The organism is Bailinhaonella thermotolerans, from assembly GCF_003594875.1.
Classification (GTDB): Bacteria; Actinomycetota; Actinomycetes; order Streptosporangiales; family Streptosporangiaceae; genus Bailinhaonella; species Bailinhaonella thermotolerans.
This window is the reverse complement of record NZ_QZEY01000001.1, coordinates 1,009,749-1,026,202: the sequence shown is the minus strand read 5'-3', so window position 1 is coordinate 1,026,202 and position 16,454 is coordinate 1,009,749. Positions and strand designations below refer to the sequence as shown.

General features: G+C 73.3%; 16 protein-coding genes. 12 read left to right on the top strand and 4 right to left on the bottom strand.

What is annotated here, in order from left to right; all coding sequences use genetic code 11:
* The first annotated feature begins 7 nt into the window (after window positions 1-7).
* The 8 genes from D5H75_RS05000 to D5H75_RS04965 all read left to right on the top strand — a co-directional run bounded on the left by D5H75_RS05000 (window position 8) and on the right by D5H75_RS04965 (window position 7,688).
* The gene (locus tag D5H75_RS05000) at window positions 8-1,009 is read left to right on the top strand and encodes a proline racemase family protein (protein ID WP_119925084.1); all 1,002 of its coding nucleotides are present in this window, start codon (window positions 8-10) and stop codon (window positions 1,007-1,009) included.
* A 42-nt stretch (window positions 1,010-1,051) separates the two neighbouring features.
* A complete protein-coding gene (locus D5H75_RS04995) occupies window positions 1,052-2,293 on the top strand; it encodes a branched-chain amino acid ABC transporter substrate-binding protein (protein ID WP_119925083.1) in 1,242 nt (413 codons plus the stop codon).
* A 7-nt stretch (window positions 2,294-2,300) separates the two neighbouring features.
* Complete coding sequence (locus D5H75_RS04990; RefSeq protein ID WP_119925082.1) at window positions 2,301-3,194, top strand: branched-chain amino acid ABC transporter permease; 894 nt, start codon at window positions 2,301-2,303, stop codon at window positions 3,192-3,194.
* Window positions 3,191-4,201 (top strand): branched-chain amino acid ABC transporter permease, encoded by a 1,011-nt coding sequence (locus D5H75_RS04985; protein ID WP_119925081.1) that lies wholly within the window; start codon window positions 3,191-3,193, stop codon window positions 4,199-4,201. The genes D5H75_RS04990 and D5H75_RS04985 overlap by 4 nt, the downstream gene beginning before the upstream one ends.
* On the top strand, window positions 4,198-4,998 hold the full coding sequence (locus D5H75_RS04980; protein WP_119925080.1) for an ABC transporter ATP-binding protein: 801 nt from the start codon (window positions 4,198-4,200) through the stop codon (window positions 4,996-4,998). The genes D5H75_RS04985 and D5H75_RS04980 overlap by 4 nt, the downstream gene beginning before the upstream one ends.
* A 38-nt stretch (window positions 4,999-5,036) precedes the next feature.
* Window positions 5,037-5,738 (top strand): ABC transporter ATP-binding protein, encoded by a 702-nt coding sequence (locus tag D5H75_RS04975; RefSeq protein ID WP_242453975.1) that lies wholly within the window; start codon window positions 5,037-5,039, stop codon window positions 5,736-5,738.
* A complete protein-coding gene (locus D5H75_RS04970) occupies window positions 5,735-6,721 on the top strand; it encodes a proline racemase family protein (protein ID WP_119925079.1) in 987 nt (328 codons plus the stop codon). The genes D5H75_RS04975 and D5H75_RS04970 overlap by 4 nt, the downstream gene beginning before the upstream one ends.
* A 307-nt stretch (window positions 6,722-7,028) precedes the next feature.
* A complete protein-coding gene (locus tag D5H75_RS04965) occupies window positions 7,029-7,688 on the top strand; it encodes a GntR family transcriptional regulator (RefSeq protein WP_119925078.1) in 660 nt (219 codons plus the stop codon).
* A gap of 201 nt (window positions 7,689-7,889) precedes the next feature.
* Here the strand turns inward: D5H75_RS04965 and D5H75_RS04960 are convergent, their stop codons facing one another.
* Genes D5H75_RS04960 through D5H75_RS04945 form a run of 4 tightly spaced genes read right to left on the bottom strand, consistent with a single transcriptional unit; the run spans window position 7,890 to window position 11,572 of the window.
* Window positions 7,890-8,828, bottom strand: a complete 939-nt coding sequence (locus D5H75_RS04960) for an EamA family transporter (RefSeq protein WP_422673213.1) — start codon at window positions 8,826-8,828, stop codon at window positions 7,890-7,892.
* Window positions 8,819-9,535 carry an ABC transporter permease gene (locus tag D5H75_RS04955; protein ID WP_119925232.1) on the bottom strand — a complete coding sequence of 239 codons (717 nt, stop codon included), beginning with the start codon at window positions 9,533-9,535 and terminating at the stop codon, window positions 8,819-8,821. Before D5H75_RS04955 ends, D5H75_RS04960 begins: the two co-directional genes overlap by 10 nt.
* A 47-nt stretch (window positions 9,536-9,582) precedes the next feature.
* Complete coding sequence (locus D5H75_RS04950) at window positions 9,583-10,497, bottom strand: ABC transporter ATP-binding protein (RefSeq protein WP_119925077.1); 915 nt, start codon at window positions 10,495-10,497, stop codon at window positions 9,583-9,585.
* A 31-nt stretch (window positions 10,498-10,528) separates the two neighbouring features.
* Window positions 10,529-11,572 carry a YeiH family protein gene (locus D5H75_RS04945; RefSeq protein ID WP_119925076.1) on the bottom strand — a complete coding sequence of 348 codons (1,044 nt, stop codon included), beginning with the start codon at window positions 11,570-11,572 and terminating at the stop codon, window positions 10,529-10,531.
* Between the two features lie 202 nt (window positions 11,573-11,774).
* On the opposite strand from D5H75_RS04945, the gene D5H75_RS04940 reads away from it, so the two are divergent.
* From D5H75_RS04940 to sufB, 4 genes are all read left to right on the top strand, one after another.
* Window positions 11,775-12,668 carry a LysR family transcriptional regulator gene (locus D5H75_RS04940; protein ID WP_119925075.1) on the top strand — a complete coding sequence of 298 codons (894 nt, stop codon included), beginning with the start codon at window positions 11,775-11,777 and terminating at the stop codon, window positions 12,666-12,668.
* 619 nt (window positions 12,669-13,287) lie between these two features.
* Window positions 13,288-14,172: a mycothiol conjugate amidase Mca gene (gene mca, locus D5H75_RS04935; RefSeq protein WP_119925074.1), complete on the top strand. Its 885-nt coding sequence runs from the start codon at window positions 13,288-13,290 to the stop codon at window positions 14,170-14,172.
* An 82-nt stretch (window positions 14,173-14,254) separates the two neighbouring features.
* On the top strand, window positions 14,255-15,043 hold the full coding sequence (locus D5H75_RS04930) for a helix-turn-helix transcriptional regulator (protein WP_422673209.1): 789 nt from the start codon (window positions 14,255-14,257) through the stop codon (window positions 15,041-15,043).
* Window positions 15,040-16,452, top strand: a complete 1,413-nt coding sequence (gene sufB, locus D5H75_RS04925) for a Fe-S cluster assembly protein SufB (RefSeq protein ID WP_119925072.1) — start codon at window positions 15,040-15,042, stop codon at window positions 16,450-16,452. Before D5H75_RS04930 ends, sufB begins: the two co-directional genes overlap by 4 nt.
* Window positions 16,453-16,454 lie beyond the last annotated feature (2 nt).

Sequence of the window (16,454 nt, the reverse complement as noted above, 5' to 3'; positions counted from 1 at the left end):
TCCGCCGATGCGGAGCAGGCACGTCTTCCACGCCGTGGACTCCCACACCGAGGGCATGCCCACCCGGGTGATCACCGGCGGGGTGGGGGTGATCCCCGGCGCGACCATGGCCGAGCGGCGTGAGCACTTCATCGCCCACATGGACCACCTGCGCACGCTCCTGATGTACGAGCCGCGCGGCCACGCGGCGATGAGCGGCGCGATCCTGCAGCCGCCCACGCGGCCCGACGCGGACTACGGCGTGCTGTACGTCGAGGTGTCCGGGTGCCTGCCGATGTGCGGCCACGGCACGATCGGGGTGGCCACCGTCCTGGTGGAGACGGGCATGGTGCCGGTGACCGAGCCGGTGACCACGATCCGGCTGGACACCCCGGCCGGGCTGGTCGTGGCCCGCGTGGAGGTCTCCGGCGGGGCGGCGCGGTCGGTGACGATCCGCAACGTGCCGTCGTTCACGGTCGCCCTGGACGCCCGGGTCGAGGTGCCCGGGATCGGCGAGGTGACCTACGACCTGGCCTACGGCGGCAACTTCTACGCGATCGTGCCGATCGAGGCGGTGGGCCTGCCGTACGACAGGTCCCGCAAGGACGACATCCTGCGGGCGGGGCTGGCGATCATGGCGGCGGTGAACGAGGCGGACCGTCCCGTGCACCCGCTCGACCCGGGCATCTCGGGCTGCCACCACGTCCAGTTCGTCGCGCCCGGATCGGACGCCAAGCTCTCCCGGCACGCGATGGTGATCCACCCGGGCTGGTTCGACCGGTCCCCGTGCGGCACCGGCACCAGCGCGCGGATGGCGCAACTGCACACCCGGGGTGAGCTGCCGCTCGACCGGGACTTCGTGAACGAGTCGTTCCTCGGAACCCGGTTCACCGGCCGCCTCCTGGAGGAGACGACGGTGGGAGATTTCTCCGCGGTCGTCCCGGATATTACCGGACGTGCCTGGGTGACGGGAACAGCCCAATACCTCCTTGACCCTGAGGACCCCTTCCCCTCAGGCTTCCTGCTGTAGATCATCCGTCGGAACGAACCGGCGTCAGAAGGTGGGTCGGGAATGAGCGAATTTCCCGCGAGCGCGAACCCCGCGAACGCGAACCCCGTCAACAGGAGTCCAGTGACCGGACCCGGGCGGCGACCACGCCGCCTGCTCCCCCTGGCGGCCCTCACGGTGGCCGCCGGGCTCGCCCTGTCCGGGTGCGGCCAGGGCCTGCTCGACAAGGGCGGGAAGGCCGAGGACAAGTCGTCCCCCATCGTGCTCGGCATGCTCGTGCCGCGCTCGGGGGGCGAGGCGGCCATCGGGCCGTACATGACCAACGCCGCGCAACTCGCGGTGGACGAGATCAACGCCAAGGGCGGCGTGCTGGGCCGCAAGCTCGAACTCCGGCCGGAGGACGACGCCTGCGACCCCAAGACCGCCACGGCGGCGGCGAACAAGCTGGTCAGCTCGGGCGTGCACGTGTCGGTCGGGGGCTACTGCTCCGGCGCGACCCTGCCCACGCTGCCGGTCTTCGGCAAGGCGAACGTTCCCATGATCATCCCTGCGGCCAACTCGCAGGAGCTCGTGGACCAGCGCCAGAAGCACGTCTTCCTGATCAACGGCACGGGCACGCAGCAGACCGACGCGGCCGTGGCGTTCATGACCAAGAAGGGCGCCAAGAACGTCGCGGTGATGCACGACAACACCAGCTACTCCAAGGACATCGCCGTCCAGACCGGCAAGGACCTCGCCGAGCCCGGCGGGCCCGAGCAGGCCATCCTGGAGGCGGTCACCGCCAAGGAGAGCGACTACGGCGCCAACGTCACGAACGTGATGGCCAAGAAGCCCGACTTCATCTACTGGACCGGCTACTTCCAGGAGGGCGGCCTGCTCATCCGGCAGTTCCGCCAGGCCGGGTACAAGGGCCCGATCATGGTCGCGGACGGCTCCGTCTCGCCCAAGCTGATCGAGATCGCCGGGAAGGCGGACGCCGAGGGCGTCTACGCCACGATGACCCAGACGCCCGACACGCTGCAGGGCGCGGACGCCTGGAAGACCGCCTACAAGTCCAAGTTCGGGTCCGACCCCGGCCCCTACTCCAACCAGTCCTACGACGCCGTACGGCTGGCCGCCGAGGCGATCGGCAAGGCCGGCGGGACGGACGGGGCCAAGGTGATCGCGGCCCTGGAGGCGATCGACGGGTTCCAGATGTTCTCCGGGCCGCTGAAGTTCACCCCGGAGCACACCCTGACCAAGGGCGGCTTCCAGATCCTGTCGGTCAAGGGCGGCGCGTTCGCCCTGGAAGACGCGCTGGCCTGAGCGCCCCATGTCGCAACTGATCTGGAACGGGCTGTTCGTCGGCGCGTTCTACTCGCTCGTGGCGCTCGGCTACAGCATGGTCTACGGGATCATCAAGCTGCTCAACTTCGCCCACGGCGACCTGTACATGCTCGGCGCGTTCGCCGGGTTCGCGATGCTCGGCGCGGCCGGCGGGGTGTTCGGGTCGATGACCCTGCTCCCGCTGCTGGTCGTGCTCGTGCTCACCATGGCCGCGACCGGCCTGGCCGGCGTCGCGCTGGAACGCGTGGCCTACCGCCCGCTGCGCGGCGCCCCGAGGCTGTCCCTGCTGATCACGGCGGTGGGCGCCTCGTTCGCCCTGGAGTACGGCATGCACCTGGTCGCCGGGGCGGACCCGCGGGTCTACCCGGTGCGGCTGGGCGGCACCACGCTGGACCTCCTCGGGGCCCGGGTCACCGTGCAGCAGCTCGTGCTGGTGCTGATCGCGGTGGCACTGATGATCGTGCTCAACGTGCTGGTCACCCGGAGCCGGGAGGGGCGGGCGATGCGCGCGATCGCGCTCGACCCCCGCGCCGCGCGGCTGATGGGCATCGACGTGGACGCGGTGATCTCCCGCGCCTTCTTCCTCGGCTCGGCGCTCGCGGGCGCCGCCGGCGTGATGGCCGGCGCCTACTACGGGAAGATCGACTTCCTGATGGGCTTCCTGATCGGGCTCAAGGCGTTCACCGCGGCCGTCATCGGCGGCATCGGCAACATACCCGGCACGATGCTGGGCGGCCTGCTGCTGGGGCTGCTGGAGTCGTTCGGCACGTACTGGCTCGGCGGGGAGTGGCGTGACGTGTTCGCCTTCGGGGTGCTGATCCTGTTCCTGACCGTGCGGCCGACGGGCCTGCTCGGCGAGCGCGTGACGGAGCGGGTGTGAGCGCCCCGGGGACCGGCGGCGCGAGCGGCCTCGACCGGGTGAGCGGGTTCGCCCGCGGCCTGTTCGACAGCCGCTGGCCCGGCCCGGTGCTGCTGCTCGCCGCCCTGCTCGGCCCGTTCGTCAACGCCACGCCGTACGCGCTGAACCTCATGACGACCACGGCGATCTCGGTGATGCTCGCGGTCGGCCTGAACATCGTCGTGGGGTACTGCGGCCTGCTCGACCTGGGATACGCCGCGTTCTTCGCGGTCGGCGCCTACACCAGCGGCGTGCTCGCGACCCGGTTCGACTGGCCGCTGCTGGCCACCGTGCCGGTGGTGCTGGTCGCCACCGTGATCGCCGGGATCGTGATCGGCGGGCCCACGCTGCGGCTGCGCAGCGACTACCTGGCGATCGTGACGCTGGGCTTCGGCGAGATCATCCGCATCACCGCCAACAACCTGGACGTCACCGGCGGGCCCTCGGGCATCCACGGGATCCCGGGCCTGTTCGGCGGCGAGGACAAGGTGGTCTTCTACTACGCCACCGTGGTCATCGTCGCCCTGGCCGTGATCGGGGCCGCGCGGCTGGGCCGGTCGCGGATCGGCCGGGCCTGGCGGTTCGTGCGCGAGGACGAGGACGCCGCGGCGGCCATGGGCGTCTCGCCGTACCGGGTCAAGCTCGCCGCCTACATCGCGGGCGCGGTCTGGGGCGGGCTCGCCGGGGTGCTGTTCGGCGCCCACCTGTCGGCGGTCTCGCCGGGCAGCTTCCGGTTCCTGGACTCGGCGCTGATCCTGATGGCGGTCGTGCTCGGCGGCATGGGCTCCAACCCCGGCGTGGTGCTGGGCGCGATCGTGCTCGCCGTGCTGCCCGAGGCCCTGCGCGACCTGGTGGACTGGCAGTACTTCGTCTTCGGCGTGCTGCTCATCCTCGTCATGCTGGTCCGCCCGCAGGGGCTGTGGCCGGCCCGTTCCCGGGAGACGCCGCAGGACGCGGCCCGAGCCGTGCGACCGGAGGTGCGCGCGTGAACCTTGAGGTGGCGGACCTGCGTCTGTCGTTCGGCGGGCTGCTGGCGATCGACGGCCTGAGCTTCGGGGTCGGCGAGAACGAGATCGTGTCGGTGATCGGGCCGAACGGCGCGGGCAAGACCTCGGCGTTCAACTGCGTCACCGGCTTCTACCGGCCCACGGCCGGGCGGATCCTGCTGGACGGCCAGGACGTCTCCGGGCGGCGGCCCGAGCAGATCGCGGCGATGGGCGTGGCGCGCACGTTCCAGAACCTGCGGCTGTTCGGCGAGCTGTCGGTGCTGGACAACGTGCGCGCCGGGACCCACCTGTGGTCCCGGCAGCGGGCGATCGACGCCCTGCTGCACACGCCCCGCTTCCGCCGTACCGAGAACGAGGTGACCGACGAGGCGCACCGCTGGCTCGACTTCGTCGGGCTGCGGGGCGACCGCGCCGGCCCCGCCCGCGCCCTGCCGTACGGCGAGCAGCGGCGCGTGGAGATCGCGCGGGCGCTGGCGCGCCGGCCGTCGCTGCTGCTGCTCGACGAGCCGGCCGCCGGGCTCAACCACTCGGAGAAGGCCGAGATGACGGACCTGATCCGGCGCATCCGGGAACTCGGGATCTCCATCGCGCTCATCGAGCACGACATGGGCCTGGTCATGGAGGTGTCCGAACGCGTGGTCGTGCTCAACTTCGGCCGCGAGATCGCCGACGGGCCCCCCGAGCAGGTGCGGCGGGACCCGCAGGTGATCGAGGCGTACCTCGGCCGCGACGCGGAGGACTCCGAGATCGCCGAGATCATCGGGGACGGCCATGGGTGAGCGCGGGAAAGGAGAGGCCATGGGCGAGGGGACGAGCCGTGCTTGAGGTCTCCGGGCTTGACGTGCACTACGGCGGGGTCCACGCGCTGCGCGGCATGTCCCTGACCGTCGGCGAGGGCGAGATCGTCGCGCTCCTCGGCAACAACGGCGCGGGCAAGACCACGACGCTGTCGGCGATCTCCGGGCTGGTCCGGCCGAGCGCCGGGACGATCCGGTTCGACGGGCGCGACATCACCCGGGCGAGCCCCCCGGACATCGTCGCGGCCGGGCTGGTCCACGTGCCCGAGGGGCGGCGGATCTTCAGCACGCTCACCGTGCACGAGAACCTGCAGCTCGGCGGGTACCTGGTCCGGGACCAGTCGGTGCTGCGGTCCCGGGTGGAGCGCGTCTACGAGCTGCTGCCCAGGCTCGCCGAGCGCCGCGACCAGCACGGCGGCACCCTGTCCGGCGGCGAGCAGCAGATGCTCGCCATCGGGCGGGGCCTCGTCGCCGGCCCCCGGCTGCTGCTGCTCGACGAGCCCTCGATGGGGCTGGCCCCGCTGGTGGTCGCCGCCGTGATGCGCCTGATCGCCGACATCAACGCCGAGGGCACCGCCGTCCTGCTCGTCGAGCAGAACGCGCGGGCGGCGCTGCGGATCGCGCACCGCGGCTACGTGATCGAGAGCGGGGAGGGATCCCTGGACGGCCCGGCCGGGGACCTTCGCGCGGACCCGCGCGTCGTGGAGGCGTACCTCGGATGAGCGTCCCTCCCGGCGCCGGGGGCGTCCCGGTGATCAGCACCGTGGACTACCACACCGGCGGCGAGCCGTTCCGGATCGTGGTCGCCGGGGCGCCGCCCATCCCCGGCGCCACGGTGGCCGAGCGCCGGCTCGCCGCCCGGGCCCCCGAGATCGATGTGATCCGCCGGCTCCTGTGCCACGAGCCGCGCGGGCACGCCGACATGTACGGGTGCTTCCTGGTGCCGCCGGACGACCCGGGCGCGCGGTTCGGGGCCGTCTTCTGGCACAAGGACGGGTACTCCACCGCCTGCGGCCACGGCACGATCGCGCTCGGCGCGTGGGCGGTGGACACCGGGCTGGCCGCGCCCGGGAGCGAGGTGCCGATCGACGTGCCCTCCGGGCGCGTGGTCGCGAAGGTGGAGCGGGACGCCGTGACGTTCCGCTCCGTCCCCTCCTACGTGCTCGCCCGCGGGATCGGGGTCCGGACCGCGTACGGCACGGCCGAGGCCGACCTGTCGTACGGCGGGGCGGTGTACGCCTCGGTCCCGGCGGCGGCGCTCGGGCTGGCGCTGCGGCCCGGCTCGCTCGGCGCCCTGATCGCCGCCGGGCGGGAGGTGAAAGCGGCGCTGTCGGGGCACCCGGCGGCCGAGCACCCCGCGGACCCGCGCCTGTCGGGGGTCTACGGGGTGGTCTTCCACGAGGAGCTCGGCCCCGGGCGGCAGCGCAACGTCACGGTGTTCGCCGACGGGGAGGTGGACCGGTCGCCCTGCGGCTCGGGCACCGCCGCCCGGCTCGCGCTGCTGCACGAGGACGGGTTCCGGGGCACGCTCACCCACGAGAGCCTCGTCGGCTCGGTCTTCACCGCGCGGGTGGCCGCCGAGACCGTGTCCGAGGGCCGCCCTGCGGTGATCCCCGAGGTCACCGGGATGGCCTACCGGACGGGGGAGCACCGCTTCACCCTGGATCCGCGTGATCCGCTCGGGCCGGGGTTCACCCTGCGATGAGCCCGCCCGCGCCGCCCCCCGCCGCCGCCCCGGCCCGGGCCCCGGCCCGGGCCCCGATCCGGGCCCCGTTTCCGGCTCCGTCTCGGGCCCCGTTTCCGGCTCCGTCTCGGGCTCCGTTTCGGGCACCGATTCCCGCCGGGAACGGCGTTCCCGGCGGCGGGGCGCGGTGCGTGCCGGGGCCCGGTTGACGCTATCGTCGTGTGCCGCGCGCCGCTTCGGCCGGTAATCCCTGCCAACCGTTCAGGAGGAGGGGTATGACCTGGCGAGAACTGTTCACCGCGATGTAGAACCCCCTGGAGGAGATGACATGGACCAGCTCGACCTGCCCGTGGTGGGAGGACGGCAGAGTCTGCGCGAGCAGGTGGCGCAGGCGTTGCGCGCGTCCCTCATCGCCGGGGAGATGAGGCCGGGCGTCGTCTACTCCGCCCCGGTGCTCGCCGCCCAGTTCGGCGTGTCGCCGACCCCGGTCCGCGAGGCCATGCTCGACCTGGCCAAGGAGGGCCTGGTCGAGGCCGTGCGCAACAAGGGCTTCCGCGTCATGGAGCTCTCCGACCGCGAGCTCGACGAGATCACCGAGCTGCGCGGCCTCATCGAGGTCCCGGTGGTCGCCCGCCTGGCCGAGACCGCCGACCCCGAGTCCCTGGAGCGGCTGCGGCCCGTCGCCGAGGAGATCGTCGCCGCCGCCGAGGCCCGCGACCTCCTGACGTACGTCAACGCCGACATCCGCTTCCACCTGGCGCTGCTGGGCCTGGCCGGCAACTCCCACCTCGTCGACGTGGTCCGCGACCTGCGCAACCGCGCCCGCCTCTACGGCCTGTCCGCCCTGGCCGAGCGCGGCGCCCTGGTCGACTCCGCCCGCGAGCACCTGCACCTCCTCGACCTGATGCTCCAGCGCGACGCCACCGCCGCCGCCACCCTGACCACCGGCCACATCCAGAAGACCCGCGGCATCTGGTCCCGCCCCTGACCCGGCCCCCGCCGGGCGCGGGGACTCAAGGGGTGTGGCGATGGGCGCGGCCCAGGCACCGGCGGTACCGGCGAGTCCCGCCCGGCCCCGCGATCTCGCGCCGCGAGGCGTCCGCGAGCGGGCGGTACGGCGTGCGCGGGGCCCTGTCCGGACCGTACGGCCCCGCCCGGCGCGGGGACGCCGTACGGTCCGGGGCCTGGGTCAGGGAGAAGCGGCGGACTTGGTGGCGCCGGCCGAGGCGATGACGACGCAGAGGATCGCGGCCCACTGGTGCGGGTCCAGGAACTCCTGGAGGACGACCAGGCCCAGGAGGGCGGCCACGGCGGGTTCGAGGCTCATCAGGATGCCGAACACCCGCGGGGGCATGCGGCGCAGGGCCTCCAGCTCGATGGAGTACGGGATCACCGAGGAGAGCAGGCCGACCGCGCAGCCGATGAGCAGGGTGTGCGGGTCGAGCAGCGCCTCGCCCGCGGTCGCCACGCCCGCCGGGGCGGCGGCGATCGCGGCGACGCCCATCGCCAGGGCGAGGCCGCTGGTGCCGCTGAACCGCTTGCCGGTGGCCGCCGACAGCAGGATGTAGGCGGCCCAGCCGAGGGCGGCCAGCAGGGCGAAGCCGATGCCCGCCCAGCTCAGCCCGCCCAGGTCCTGGTTCCACGGGCCGATCAGCAGCAGGACCCCGGCGCCGGCGAGCAGCACCCACAGGATGTCCAGCCTGCGGCGCGAGGCGGCGACCGCGAGGGCGAGGGGGCCGAGGAACTCGATCGCCACGGCGACGCCGAGCGGCAGGCGCGACATCGCCTCGTAGAACGACAGGTTCATGCCCGCGAGCGACAACCCGAACAGCGCCATCACGCCCAGGTCGCGCCAGGAGTGGCCGCGCAGGCGGGGCCGTACGACCACCAGCATGATCAGCGCGCCGGTCGCGATGCGGACGAGGGTGACGCCGCTGGGGGAGAGGGTGGCGAACAGCGTCTTGGCGAAGCTCGCGCCGAGCTGCACCGACAGGATCGCCATGAGCACCAGGCCCGACGGCGGGATCGCGTCGGAGGCCGCCCGCAGCAGCGCGCCGGGGCGCAGCGGCCGGCGGGGGGCGTTCTCGTAGGCGGCCGCGACGCCCACGGCCTGCGCGCTCACTCCCACCGGAACGTCCTCGCGGCCAGGGCCAGCGACGCGGCCGCCCAGACGAGCAGGATCGCCAGCGGCGCGAGCGGGAGCGCGGCGCCGTCGCGGAGCACGTCGCGCACGCCGTCGGTCAGCGCCGTGATCGGCAGCAGCTCCAGCACCGGGCGGGCGGCGGCCGGCAGCTTGTCGAGCGGGAAGACCACCCCGCCGACGCCCAGCAGCACCAGGTAGACCAGGTTGGCCGCGGCCAGCGTGGCCTCGGCGCGCAGCGTGCCGGCCATGAGCAGGCCCAGGCCGCTGAAGGCCGCCGTGCCGGCGAGCACCAGCGCCAGCACCGCCGCCGCCGACCCCTGCGGCCGCCAGCCCAGCCCGAGCGCGACGCCGCAGATCACCGCCGTCTGCACGACCTCCACGGCGATCACCGCGAGCGTCTTGGCGAGCAGCAGCCCCGGGCGGGTGAGCGGGGTCGCGCCGAGCCGCTTGAGCACGCCGTACCGCCGCTCGAAGCCGGTGGCGATCGCCTGCCCGGTGAACGCCGTGGACATCACCGCCAGCGCCAGCACGCCCGGCGCGACGAAGTCCACGCGCTCGCCGGGGCCCAGGTCCACGATCGGGGCCTTGGAGAAGCCCACGAGCAGCAGCACCGGAATGATCATGGTGAGGAGGAGCTGCTCCCCGTTCCGCAGCATGGCGCGCACCTCGGCGCCCGCCTGCGCGGCCACCATGGACGCGAACGGCGCCGCGCCCGGCCGCGGCGCGAAGTCCAGCGCGCTCACCGCAGCTCCCTGCCCGTGAGTTCCAAGAAGACGTCCTCCAGAGTGCGGCGCTCGATGCTGAGGTCCTCGGTCGTGACCCCCTCGGCCGCGCACCACGCGGTGACGGTGGCGAGCAGCTCGGGGTCCACCTGGCCCTCGATTATGTAGTGGCCGGAAGGGGACTCCTTGGCCGCGCTCCCCGCGGGCAGCGCGGACAGCAGCTCCTCCAGGCACAGCCCGGGCCGCGCGCGGAACCGGAGCTGCCGCTCGGCCCCGGTCAGCTCCGCCGGGGTGCCCTCGGCCACCACCCGGCCCCGGTCGATGATGACCACGTGGTCGGACAGCCGCTCGGCCTCGTCCATGTGGTGCGTGGTCAGGACGACCGACACCCCCGCGGCCCGCAGGTCCTCGACCAGCGCCCAGCAGGCGTGCCGCGCCTGCGGGTCCAGCCCCGCCGTGGGCTCGTCGAGGAACACCAGCTCCGGCCGCCCGATCACGGCCGCCGCCAGCGAGAGCCGCTGCTGCTGCCCGCCCGAGAGCCGCCGGTACGGTGTGCGCGCGTGCTCGGTCAGGCCGAGCCGCTCCAGCAGCGCCGCCGGGTCCAGCGGGTGGGCGTGGAACCGCGCCACCAGCCGGAGCCACTCCCCGGCGCGCATCGCCGGGGGCACCCCGCCCGCCTGGAGCATGACGCCGACGCGCGGCCGCAGGTCGCGGGCGTCGCGCACCGGGTCGAGGCCGAGGACGCGCACGCTCCCGCCGTCGGCCCGGCGGAAGCCCTCGCAGATCTCGATCGTGGAGGTCTTGCCCGCGCCGTTGGGGCCCAGGATCGCGGTGACGGCGCCCCGGGCGGCGGCCAGGGTCAACCCGTCCACGGCGGTGCGCGGGCCATAGCGCTTGACCAGCTCGGTCAGCTCGACGGCAGGGGAGGTCATGGGAAACGAGTCTAGGGAGAAACGGCCGTGCTCAACGAACCAGGACCAGCCCCGCGTACGTGAGGGTCATCAGCAGCGCCGTCGAGACGAGCCCCGCGCCGAGCGTCGGCAGCCCCCCGCGGACCAGGCGGCGCAGGTCCACCCCGGTCCCCAGCCCGAACAGCGCGGCCGTCAGCAGCAGCGTCGCCGCCGTGTTCGCCCCCGAGACCACCTCCGCGGGCAGGACGCCCAGGCTGCGCACCGCCATCGCGGCCAGGAACCCGGCGACGAACAGCGGCACCACGGGCGCGGCCGGGCCCCCGGCGCCGGCCGGGCCCGCGCCGCCGGCCGCCGCCCGCCTGCGGCCCAGGCTCACCAGGGCCACGAGCGGGGCCAGCAGCAGCACGCGGCTGAGCTTCACGAGTACCGCGGGGCCGGCCGCGACCGTTCCCGCGGCGGCGCCGATGGCGGCCACCTGCCCGACCTCGTGCACGCTCGCCCCCGCCCAGGCGCCGTACGCCGCGGGGTCGAGCCCGGCGCCCAGGAACGGGAACAGCACGATCGCCAGGCTGCCGAAGAGCGTCACCGCGGCCAGCGCGCTCGCCGCGTCGTCCTCCTCCGCGCCGGCCACCGTGTTCATCGCCGCGATCGCCGACGCCCCGCAGATCGACACGCCCGTGGCCAGCAGCAGCGCCCGCGCGGGGGAGAGGCCGAACCACCGCCCGATCCACCAGCGGGTGGCGGTGAACGTGACCGCCACGGAGCCGACGACGACCGCCAGCGTGCCCGCGCCCAGGCCCAGCACGTCGGGCAGCGCGAGCTGGAGCCCCAGCAGCACGATCCCGGCCCGCAGCAGCGGCTTGGAGGCGACCGCGATCCCCGGGCGGACCGTCTCCCGCAGCCCGCCGAGGTTGGTCAGCAGCGCCCCCAGCGCCACGGCCAGGACGGGCGCGCTGACGGCGGGCAGCAGCCGGTTGACGCCGTAGGCGAGCGCCGTCGCCGCCAGCACCACGGCCAGACCCGGTCCGGTGCGCGCGACGAGGCGCGCGGCGTCCCCCCGCTCCCGCGTCCGCACGTCCAGGTCCGCCGTCGCCATTCCCCGCCCCTCTCCCCGTCCCGCCCGGTTCCGCTCTGTCCCGGTGCCGCTCTGTCCCGGTTCCGCTCTGTCCCGGTTCCGCGTCGCGGTCCCGGGCCCCGGCTCCGCGGGTTCTCGGGACGCGGCGCGCCGTTCTCGAGGATGGGCGGTGGACGAAGGGACCGGTAGCGGGCATTTCGCTGGCAGCTCATAGGCTTGGGCTATGAGTGAGCCGCCCGATCTCGAATCCCTCCGCCTCCTCGTGTCGGTGGGGGAACTGGGCAGCCTGGGCCGCGCGGCGCGGGCGGCCGGCATCGCGCAGCCGTCCGCGAGCAAGCGCGTGGCCGTGCTCGAACGCCGGCTCGGCCTGCCGCTGCTCCAGCGCACCCCGCGCGGCTCCGCCCTCACGCCCGAGGGCAAGATGGTCGCCGACTGGGCCGTCCAGGTGCTCGACGCCGCCGACGAGCTGATGCGGGGCGTGACCGCCCTCCGTGAGCGCCGCCGCGCCGAGCTCCGCGTCGCCGCCAGCATGACCGTCGCCGAATACCTCGTGCCCCGCTGGCTCGGCGAGTTCCAGTCCCGCCAGCCCGAGGTGCAGGTGGGCCTCACCGTCGCCAACTCGGCCGAGGTCGCCCGCCTGGTCGGCGAGGGCGACCTGGAGCTCGGCTTCGTCGAGGGTCCGGGCGTCCCGCCGGGCCTGGAGAGCCGCGTCGTCGGCCAGGACCGCCTCGTCGTGGTCGTCGCCCCCGGCCACCCGTGGACCCGCCGCCGCCGCGCGCTCACCCCCGCCGAGCTGGCCGCCACCCCGCTGGCCGTACGCGAGGCGGGTTCCGGCACCCGCGAGACCCTCGCCCGCGCCCTGTACGGCCACCCCGCCGCGCCGCCCCGCCTGGAACTCGGCTCGAACGCCGCAGTCAAGGGCGCCGTGTCGGCCGGCGTCGCCCCCGCCGTCCTCAGCGCCTACGCCGTCGAGTCCGAGGTCGCCGCCGGCCGCCTCATCGAGATCCCCGTCGACGGCATCGGCCTCGGCCGCTGGCTCCGCGCCGTCTGGCGCCGCGGCCGACACCTCACCGGCCCCGCAGCCGACCTCCTGTCCATAGCCTCCCGCCCCGCCTGACCATCCCGGGGCCACCCCGAGCCCACCCCCGGAGACCTCCCGAAGCCCCGCTCCCACCACACGGCGACGCCCCCAACCCCCACCCCCGCCCGCATCCCCACGCGGCGACGCCCCCACCCACGCCCGCGCCCCCACGGGGCGACGTCCCGAAGCCCCCACCTCCGCCCGCGTCCACCACGTGGCGACGTCCCGCCGGGCTTCTCCCTCGCCGTGATCATGCGGTTTTGCGCACAGGGTGTGCTCAAAACCGCATGATCACGGCGAGGGGAGCGGTCGGGGCGGGTGGCGCGGGTGGGTGCCGCCTCGCGCCGGCGTGGCGTGCGCGTGAGGGCGGGGGCGGGGATGCCGGGGCTCCGGGCCTGCGAGGGGCGGGCCTCCCGCTCCGGGTGCCACCCGTGCCGCGACTCCGCCGTACGGCGGTGCCCCGCCGACGCCCGCCTTGGCGGTGATCACGCGGTGGTACGCACGGGGTGTGCTCAGAAGTGCGTGATCACGCGGTGGGGGGTGGGAAGCGGGGGTGGAAATTCGGGGCCGGAGTGGAATGCGGGAGGGAATGGGGGTGTTGGAGGTGGGTGTTTGGCCAGGATTGTCGAACCTCGGGAACTGGGGGTAACTCGCCGTGACGGAACCACTGCGGCTGCTGGCTGTGCACGCGCACCCGGACGACGAGTCCAGCAAGGGGGCGGCGACCATGGCGCGGTACGTCCGCGAGGGCGCTCGCGTGATGGTCGCGACGATGACGGGAGGGGAGCGCGGGGACATCCTCAACCCGAAGATGGAGAAGCCCGGCATCCGGGAGAACCTGGCCGAGGTGCGCCGCCAGGAGATGGAGCGGGCGCGCGAGATCCTCGGCGTGGAGCAGCGGTTCATGGGGTTCGTGGACTCCGGCCTGCCCGAGGGGGACCCGCCGCCGCCGCTGCCCGAGGGGTGCTTCGCCGTGCAGCCGCTGGAGGTCGCCGCGGCGCCGCTGGTCAAGCTCGTGCGGGAGTTCCGCCCGCACGTGATCCTGACGTACGACCCGAACGGCGGCTACCCGCACCCGGACCACATCATGACCCACCGGGTGTCGATGGAGGCGTTCGAGGCGGCGGCCGACCCCGACCGGTATCCGGACGCGGGCGAGCCCTGGCAGGCGCTGAAGCTCTACTACCACGTGTCGTTCACCAAGGAGTGGATGACCACGGTCTTCGGCGAGCTCGAGCGGCGCGGCATCGACTCGCCGCACCTGGCGACGCTGCGCGAGTGGTCCGAGCAGGAGTGGCCGGAGTCGTGGGAGGCGACGACGCGGGTGCCGTGCGGGGAGTACTTCGCGGTGCGGGACCAGGCGCTGTTCGCCCACGCGACCCAGATCGACCCCGACGGCCCGTTCTTCGCGGTGCCCGTGGAGATCGAGCGCGAGGTGTGGCCGACCGAGGACTACCATCTGGCGCGGTCCCTCGTGGACAGCGATCTGCCCGAGGACGACCTGTTCGCGGGCATTCGCAGCGACCTTCCGGTTAGGTAAGCCTAACCTGCGTGACGAATTCCATGTCGGGAAGCGACCCCCGGGTTTGTCTCGCGGGAAGGAATTACGCCACACTGATGTTGTGAAAAACGTGACCGGCAGGAATCGAGGCCCGCAGGCGGCCGGCGTGGAGCAGTCCGCGCCGCGGCCCGCCGGTCTCGGCCCTGCCGGGCTCGGCGGCGCCAGCGTCGCCGAGCGCGGCACGCGCGCGCGTGTGGCCAGGCTCATCCTGGAGCACGGGCCCGTCACCGCCGCCGCCCTGGGGGAGCGCCTCGGCCTGACCCCCGCCGCCGTGCGCCGTCACCTCGACGCGCTGCTCGCCGACGGGATGATCGAGCCGCGGCGCGCCGTACGCATGGGGCAGCGGGGACGGGGGCGCCCGGCCAAGCAGTTCGGCATCACCGACGCCGGCCGCAGCGCGTTCGAGCACACCTACGACGACCTGGCGACCAGCGCCCTGCGGTTCCTCGCGTCCCGCGCGGGGGAGCAGGCGGTCGCCGAGTTCGCCCGCGACCAGGTCGCCGACCTGGAGCGGCGATACCGCCCCGTGGTGGACGGCGCGCCCGCCGACCAGCGGGTGCGGGTGCTGGCCGAGGCCCTGTCCGCGGACGGCTACGCCGCCTCCGCGAGCCGGGCCCAGGTCGGCGGGGAGCAGCTCTGCCAGCACCACTGCCCCGTGGCGCACGTGGCGGCGGAGTTCCCGCAGCTCTGCGAGGCCGAGACCGAGGCGTTCGCCCGGCTGCTGGACACCCCCGTGCAGCGGCTGGCGACGATCGCCCACGGCGACGGCGTCTGCACCACGCACGTGAGCCCGAAGCGGCTGAACGAGACCGACGAAGAGAACAAGGAGTCCGGAGGGACCTCCGTATGACGATCACTGAACGCCCGGAGCTGGAAGGCCTCGGGAATTACAAGTTCGGATGGGCCGACCCCGACGTGGCCGGAGCCTCGGCTCGTCGTGGCCTGTCGGAGGAGGTCGTCCGTGACATCTCCCAGCTCAAGAACGAGCCGGAGTGGATGCTCGACCTGCGCCTCAAGGGCCTGAAGCTCTTCGAGAAGAAGCCCATGCCGACCTGGGGCTCCGACCTCACCGGCATCGACTTCGAGAACATCAAGTACTTCGTGCGCTCCACGGAGAAGCAGGCGGCGTCCTGGGACGACCTGCCCGCCGACATCAAGAACACCTACGACAAGCTGGGCATCCCCGAGGCGGAGAAGCAGCGGCTGATCGCGGGTGTGGCGGCGCAGTACGAATCCGAGGTCGTCTACCACAAGATCCGTGAGGACCTCGAGGAGAAGGGCGTCATCTTCCTCGACACCGACACGGCGCTCAAGGAGCACCCGGAGCTCTTCCAGGAGTACTTCGGCACCGTGATCCCGGTGGGCGACAACAAGTTCGCCGCGCTGAACACGGCCGTGTGGTCCGGCGGGTCGTTCATCTACGTGCCGCCGAACGTCGAGGTCGAGATCCCGCTCCAGGCCTACTTCCGGATCAACACCGAGAACATGGGCCAGTTCGAGCGGACCCTGATCATCGTGGACGAGAACTCCTACGTCCACTACGTCGAGGGCTGCACCGCGCCGATCTACTCGTCCGACTCGCTGCACAGCGCGGTCGTCGAGATCGTCGTGAAGAAGAACGCCCGCTGCCGTTACACGACCATCCAGAACTGGTCGAACAACGTCTACAACCTGGTCACCAAGCGCGCCGTCGCCTACGAGGGCGCGACCATGGAGTGGATCGACGGCAACATCGGCTCCAAGGTCACGATGAAGTACCCCGCCGTCTACCTCATGGGCGAGCACGCCAAGGGCGAGACCCTGAGCGTGGCGTTCGCGGGCGAGGGCCAGCACCAGGACGCCGGCGCCAAGATGGTGCACCTCGCGCCCAAGACCTCCTCGACCATCGTGTCGAAGTCGGTCGCGCGCGGCGGCGGCCGCACCTCCTACCGCGGCCTCATCCAGATCGAGGAGGGCGCGGCGGGATCGGCGTCCACGGTGAAGTGCGACGCGCTGCTGGTCGACCAGATCAGCCGCTCCGACACCTACCCGTACGTCGACGTCCGCGAGGACGACGTCTCCATGGGCCACGAGGCCACCGTCTCCAAGGTGTCCGAGGACCAGCTCTTCTACCTGATGAGCCGGGGCCTGGACGAGGACGAGGCGATGGCGATGATCGTGCGCGGCTTCGTCGAGCCGATCGCGCGCGAGCTGCCGATGGAGTACGCCCTGGAGCTCAACCGCCTGATCGAGCTCCAGATGGAAGGAGCGGTGGGCTGATC

Excerpts from the sequence above, each read along its gene's own strand:
- D5H75_RS05000 (WP_119925084.1), top strand. The coding sequence starts at position 8 with ATGCGGAGCAGGCACGTCTTCCACGCCGTGGACTCCCACACCGAGGGC.
- D5H75_RS04990 (WP_119925082.1), top strand. The coding sequence starts at position 2,301 with ATGTCGCAACTGATCTGGAACGGGCTGTTCGTCGGCGCGTTCTACTCG.
- D5H75_RS04995 (WP_119925083.1), top strand. The coding sequence starts at position 1,052 with ATGAGCGAATTTCCCGCGAGCGCGAACCCCGCGAACGCGAACCCCGTC.
- D5H75_RS04965 (WP_119925078.1), top strand. The coding sequence starts at position 7,029 with ATGGACCAGCTCGACCTGCCCGTGGTGGGAGGACGGCAGAGTCTGCGC.
- D5H75_RS04970 (WP_119925079.1), top strand. The coding sequence starts at position 5,735 with ATGAGCGTCCCTCCCGGCGCCGGGGGCGTCCCGGTGATCAGCACCGTG.
- D5H75_RS04950 (WP_119925077.1), bottom strand. The coding sequence starts at position 10,497 with ATGACCTCCCCTGCCGTCGAGCTGACCGAGCTGGTCAAGCGCTATGGC.
- sufB (WP_119925072.1), top strand. The coding sequence starts at position 15,040 with ATGACGATCACTGAACGCCCGGAGCTGGAAGGCCTCGGGAATTACAAG.
- D5H75_RS04945 (WP_119925076.1), bottom strand. The coding sequence starts at position 11,572 with ATGGCGACGGCGGACCTGGACGTGCGGACGCGGGAGCGGGGGGACGCC.
- D5H75_RS04940 (WP_119925075.1), top strand. The coding sequence starts at position 11,775 with ATGAGTGAGCCGCCCGATCTCGAATCCCTCCGCCTCCTCGTGTCGGTG.
- D5H75_RS04955 (WP_119925232.1), bottom strand. The coding sequence starts at position 9,535 with ATGGTGGCCGCGCAGGCGGGCGCCGAGGTGCGCGCCATGCTGCGGAAC.